Annotated in this window: 1 protein-coding gene; it reads left to right on the forward strand. The window is 74.6% G+C overall.

Annotated features, from left to right (window positions below; all coding sequences use genetic code 11):
• Window positions 1-243 precede the first annotated feature (243 nt).
• The coding region (locus IW256_RS40655) for a non-ribosomal peptide synthetase (RefSeq protein WP_197016005.1) at window positions 244-6,008 on the forward strand (5,765 nt) is incomplete at its 3' end.

Genomic DNA, 6,008 nt, shown 5'->3' on the forward strand with positions numbered 1-6,008 from the left:
GCTGACCGATCTACCGGACGCCGATTCCGCCACCCTTCGATAACTTTCACGACCCTGGTGATCCGGCCTTTTTCAATGTGTGCACTTGGACGTTCACTTGGACGGAAAAAGGCCGGAAATCACAGGCTGACCTGCCCGTTCTCCGTCTCTCTGGACAGCTCTATTTCGAAGCCGTCCTTGATAAAGTCCCATGCGTATGCGCTGTGCACGACATGCTGTTTCGCGGTGCCGAGAGGGAACTCGATGACTCAGATCCGCATTGAGGACGTGTGGCCGCTGTCCCCCCTTCAGGAAGGGCTGCTGTTCCACGCCCGGTACGACGAGCGGGCCCGCGACGTGTATGTGGGCCAGCACGTCCTGGAATTGGCGGAGCCGCTGGACGTCGGGGTGCTGCGGTCGTCCTGGCGGGCGTTGCTGGACCGGCACGCGAGCCTGCGCGCCGGGTTCCGGCAGCCCGCCGGGGCGCAGCGGCTGGTCCAGGTCGTCGCGGCCGGTGTGGCACCGCCGTGGCGGGAGCTGGACCTCACGGCACTGGTCGCCGCCGAGGCGGACGCCGAGGCGGCACGAGCGGCGGAGGAGGAGCGGGAACGCGGGTTCGACCTGGCGGTGCCGCCGCTGCTGCGATTACTGCTGGTGCGGCTGGGCGGGGGACGTTACCGCCTCGTCGTCACCATGCACCACATCGTGATCGACGGCTGGTCCACGCCGGTGCTCTTCCAGGAGCTGGAGGAGATCTACGCGGCCGGTGGCGACGCCGGCGGGCTGCCGCCGGTGACCCCCTACCGGGAGTACCTCGCCTGGCTCGCCCGCCAGGACAAGGACGCGGCCCGCGACGCCTGGCGGCGCGAGCTGGCGGGGACGGCCGAGCCGACGCTGGTCGGGCTGGCCGAGTCCGCCGTGGTGCCGGTCCTGCCCCGGCACGTCACCGCGCGGGCGGGCCAAGGATTGACCCATGACCTGGAGGCGCTGGCCCGCGGCCACCGCCTGACGCTCAACACGGTGATCCAGGGCGCCTGGGGCCTCGTCCTCGCCACCCAGGTGGGCCGGGACGACGTGGTGTTCGGCGCCACGGTCGCGGGCCGCCCGGCGGACCTGCCCGGCGTGGAACGGATGCTCGGCCTGTTCGCCAACACCGTTCCGGTACGGGTCCGGCTCGACCCTGCCCGGCCGTTCGGCGAGATGCTGGCGGAGCTGCAGGCCCGCCGGCTGGACCTGATGGCCCACCAGCATCTGGGCCTGGCGGAGATCCAGCGGGCGGCCGGGCCGGGCGCCGGCTTCGACACCCTCATGGCGTACCAGAACTACCCGCGCGGCACCGCCGCCCCGCCCGGCCCCCACGACCTGCGGGTGACCGGCGCGGAGGGCGAGGACGCCTCCCACTACCCCCTCACGCTCCTGGCCGCCTCCGCCGACACCCTGGACCTGCGGCTGGAGTACCGCCCCGACGTGTTCGACGAGGCCGCGGCCACCGCGCTGCTCCGGCGGCTGGTGCGGGTGCTGGAGCAGGTGGCGGCCGACCCGTCCGTCCCGATCGCCAAGGTGGAGGTCCTCGATCCGGCCGAGCGCCGGCTGGTCTTCCCGCCGTGGAACGAATCCACCGGGAAGACGCCTGACGGGATGCCAGGTGCGGTGCCGGACGCGATGACGGACGAGGCGCCGCAGCGGACCCTTGCCGACCTGTTCGACGAGCAGGCGGCGCGGGCGCCCGGCTCGGTGGCCGTGGTCTTCGAAGGGGAGGCGCTGTCCTACGGCGAGCTGGACGCGCGGGCCAACCGCCTGGCGCATGAGCTGATCGCCCGGGGGGTGGGCCCGGAGGACCTGGTCGGCGTGGTGATGGAACGGTCGGCCGACCTGGTCGCGGTGCTGCTGGGCGTGGTGAAGGCGGGGGCGGCCTACGTTCCGGTCGACCCCGGCTATCCGGCGGACCGGGTCGCGTCCATGCTGGCCGACGCCTGCCCGGCCGTGGTCGTGTGCACGAGCACCACCGCGCATCTACTGCCCGGCACCACCGACGCGGCCACCGACGCGACCGGCGCCGCGCCCCCGGACGGGACCGGTGACCCCGCCGGTGACGCGGCGGACAGTGTGCGGATCGAGCGGCTGATCTGGGACGACGAGGCCACGGCGGCGGCGCTGGCGGCGCGCCCGGCCACCGCCCCCGCCGACACCGATCGGACGGCCCCGTTACGGTCGGAGCACCCCGCCTACGTGATCTACACGTCCGGATCGACCGGACGCCCCAAGGGCGTGGTCGTCCCGCACGCGAACGTGGTGCGGCTGCTGCGGGAGACCGACCACTGGTTCGGGTTCGGAACCGACGACGTGTGGACGCTCTTCCACTCCTACGCGTTCGACTTCTCGGTATGGGAGCTGTGGGGGGCGCTGGCGTACGGCGGGCGCCTGGTCGTCGTTCCCCATCTTGTCTCCCGGTCGCCCCGCGAGTTCCTCGCCCTGCTGGCGGCCGAACGGGTCACGGTGCTGAACCAGACGCCGTCGGCGTTCTACCAGCTGGCCGCGGCCGACGCCGCGGCGCCCGCGCCCGAGCTGGCGCTGCGGTACGTCGTGTTCGGCGGTGAGTCCCTGGAGCCGGGGCGGCTGGTGGACTGGTACGCCCGGCACCCCGGCCCGTCGCTGGTCAACATGTACGGCATCACCGAGACCACGGTGCACGTCACGCACGTCGCGCTGGACGCGGAGACGTGCGCGGCCGAGCCCGGAAGCGTCATCGGCGGGCCGATCCCCGACCTGCGGGTCCACGTTCTGGACGGGCGGCTGAAGCCGGTGCCGCCGGGCGTGCCGGGCGAGGTCCACGTGGCCGGCCCAGGGCTGGCCAGGGGATACCTGCACCGCCCCGGGCTGAGCGCGCAGCGTTTCGTCGCCGACGTGAACGGGCCGCCGGGATCCCGCATGTACCGTTCGGGCGACCTGGCCAGATGGCGTCCGGACGGCACCCTCGAACACCTCGGCCGCGCCGACCGGCAGGTGCAGCTGCGCGGCTTCCGGATCGAGCCGGGCGAGATCGAGGTCGTGCTGGCCGCTCACGAACGGGTCGGCCAGGCGGCGGTCGTCGTCCGCGAGGACCGGCCCGGCGTCCGGCGGCTCGTGGCGTACGTCGTGCCCGCGGCCGGGAACGACCGCGGGGACGACCGCGGGGACGGGCGGCGGGCCGGGGTGGACGAGCGGGCGTTGAGGGAGTTCGCGGCCGCCCGGCTGCCCGGCCACATGGTCCCGGCCGCGGTGGTCGTCCTGGACGAGCTGCCGGTGACGGTGAACGGCAAGCTCGACCGGGACGCGCTGCCCGCCCCCGAGTTCGGCGGCCCGGCGGCGACCGGCCGGGCCCCGGCCACCCCCGCCGAGGAGGTCGTGTGCGGCCTGTTCGCCGAGGTCCTGGGCCTGGAGTCGGTGAGCGCCGACGACTCCTTCTTCGAGGTCGGCGGCGACTCGCTGCTGGCGATGCGGCTGATCGCGCGGGTACGCGCGGTGCTCGGCGCCGAGGTGACCATCCGGGAGCTGTTCGGCTCCCCGACGGTCGCCGGCGTGGCGCGGCTGGCGGACGCGGGACGCGGTGAGGCGCGGGCGGCGCTGGCGGCACGGGAACGGCCCGGCGAGGTGCCGCTGTCGTTCGCCCAGCAGCGCATGTGGTTCCTCAACCGCCTGGAGGAGGGCGGCGCGGGGGCGGCCTACAACGTCCCCCTGGCCCTGCGGTTGACCGGCGAGCTCGACGTTCCCGCGCTGGAGGCGGCGCTGGGGGACGTGGCGGACCGGCACGAGAGCCTGCGCACGATCTTCCCCGAGTCCGGCGGGGTGCCCCACCAGAAGATCATCGAGGGGGTGGCGGGCCGTCCCGCGCTGGCCGTCACGTCCCTGGGGGACGGCGATCTGGCCGAGGCACTGGCCGGGGCACTGTCCGGGGAGGTGGCACGGGGATTCGACCTGGGCCGGGAACTGCCCTGGCGCGCCCGGCTCCTGGCCTTGCCGCAGCCGCAGCCGCAGCCGCAGCCGCAGCCGGAGCCGCAGCCGAGGTCGAGGCCGGGGCCGGGGCCGGGGCGGGAGCCGGAGCACGTCCTGGTGCTGGTGGCCCACCACATCGCCGTGGACGCCTGGTCGATGGGCGTCCTGGCGCGCGACCTGGGAGTGGCGTACGCGGCGCGGCGTTCGGGCGCCGCTCCCGGCTGGGAACCGCTGCCGGTGCAGTACGCCGACTACGCCCTGTGGCAGCGCGAGGTGCTGGGCGACCCGGACGATCCCGGCAGCCTGATCGCGGCCCAGACGGCGTACTGGCGGCGGGCGCTCGCCGGCCTTCCCGAGGAGATCGACCTGCCGGTGGACCGCCCCCGGCGGGCGGAGGCGTCCTTCCGCGCGGGGACGGTGCCGGTGCGCGTGGACGCCGACGTCCACGCGCGCCTGGTACAGGTGGCCCAGCGGCACGGCGTCACCATGTTCATGGTCGCGCAGGCGGCCGTGGCGGCGCTGCTGGCCCGGATGGGCGCCGGCACCGACATCCCGCTCGGCAGCGCGATCGCAGGGCGCGGCGAGGCCGCCCTGGGGGATCTCGCCGGGTTCTTCCTCAACACGCTCGTGCTGCGGACCGACGTGAGCGGCGACCCGTCGTTCGCCGAACTTCTCGCCCGCGTCCGGGAGACCGACCTGGCCGCGTACGCCCATCAGGATCTTCCGTTCGAGCGGCTGGTGGAGGAGCTCAACCCGGCCCGTTCGCTGGCCCGGCACCCGCTCTTCCAGGTGGCGCTCTCGCTGCACCACCGCGACCGGGCGGGGTCGCCCTGGGAGCTGCCCGGCCTGCGGGTGCGTCCGGAGAACGCCGGCGAGACGGTGGCCGCCCGGGTCGACCTGGAGATCAGCATCGCCGAGCAGCGCGACGAGGGCGGCGCCCCGGCCGGGATCGGCGGCGTCATCGACTACGCCACCGACCTGTTCGACGAGGCGACCGCCCGGGCCCTGGCGGAGCGCCTGGCGCGGGTGCTGGAGCAGGTGGCCGCCGACCCGCGGCGGCGGGTGAGCGATCTGGACGTCCTCGACGAGGCCGAGCGGTTCCGCGTGGTCCGCGAGTGGAACGACACCGCCCGGACGGTCGGCGGCGGATCCTTCCCGGAGCTGTTCGAGGCGCAGGTGACGCGTACCCCGGACGCCGTCGCGCTGGTGTCCGGCGACCGTACCCTCTCCTACGCGGAGCTGGACGCGCGGGCCGACCAGGTGGCGCACGAGCTGATCGCCCGCGGCGCCGGCCCGGAACGCCTGGTCGGCGTCCTGATGGAACGGTCGGCCGACCTGGTCGCGGTGGTACTGGGCGTGGCCAAGGCGGGCGCCGCGTACCTGCCGATCGACCCGGCGTACCCCGCGGAGCGGATCGCGTTCATGCTGGCCGACGCCGCCCCCGCGCTCGTGGTCTGCACCCGCGCGACCGAGGCCGCGGCGGGGGACGCGCAGGTCGAGCGGCTGGTGTGGGACGACCCGGTCGTGGCCGGCGCCCTGAACGCCCGCCCCGCCACGAGGCCCGCGGGCATGGACCGGACCGTCCCCTTACGGCCCGGCCACCCGGCGTACGTCATCTACACCTCCGGCTCGACCGGCCGCCCCAAGGGCGTGCTGGTCACGCACGGTGGGGTGGCGAGCCTGGCGGAATGGCAGGCCGACCGGTTCGGGGTGGGGCCGGCCGCGCGGGTGCTGCAGTTCGCGGCGCTGGGTTTCGACGCGTCGTTCTGGGAGCTGTGCATGGCGCTGCTGTCGGGCGCCGCGCTCGTCCTGGGCGAGCCCGACCGGATGCCGCCGCGCGGGCGGCTGGAAGACCTGGTGACCGAGTACGGGGTGACGCATGTGACGTTGCCGCCGTCCATGCTGGCGACCGTCGAAGAGCTGCCGGACGGGCTGGGCACGGTGGTGGTGGCGGGTGAGGCGTGCCCGCCGGGCCTGGCGGCGCGCTGGTCGGCGGGACGGCGGATGTTCAACGCCTACGGGCCGACCGAGTCGACGGTCTGCGCCACCATGAGCGC

It is taken from the genome of Actinomadura viridis, from assembly GCF_015751755.1.
GTDB lineage: Bacteria > Actinomycetota > Actinomycetes > Streptosporangiales > Streptosporangiaceae > Spirillospora > Spirillospora viridis.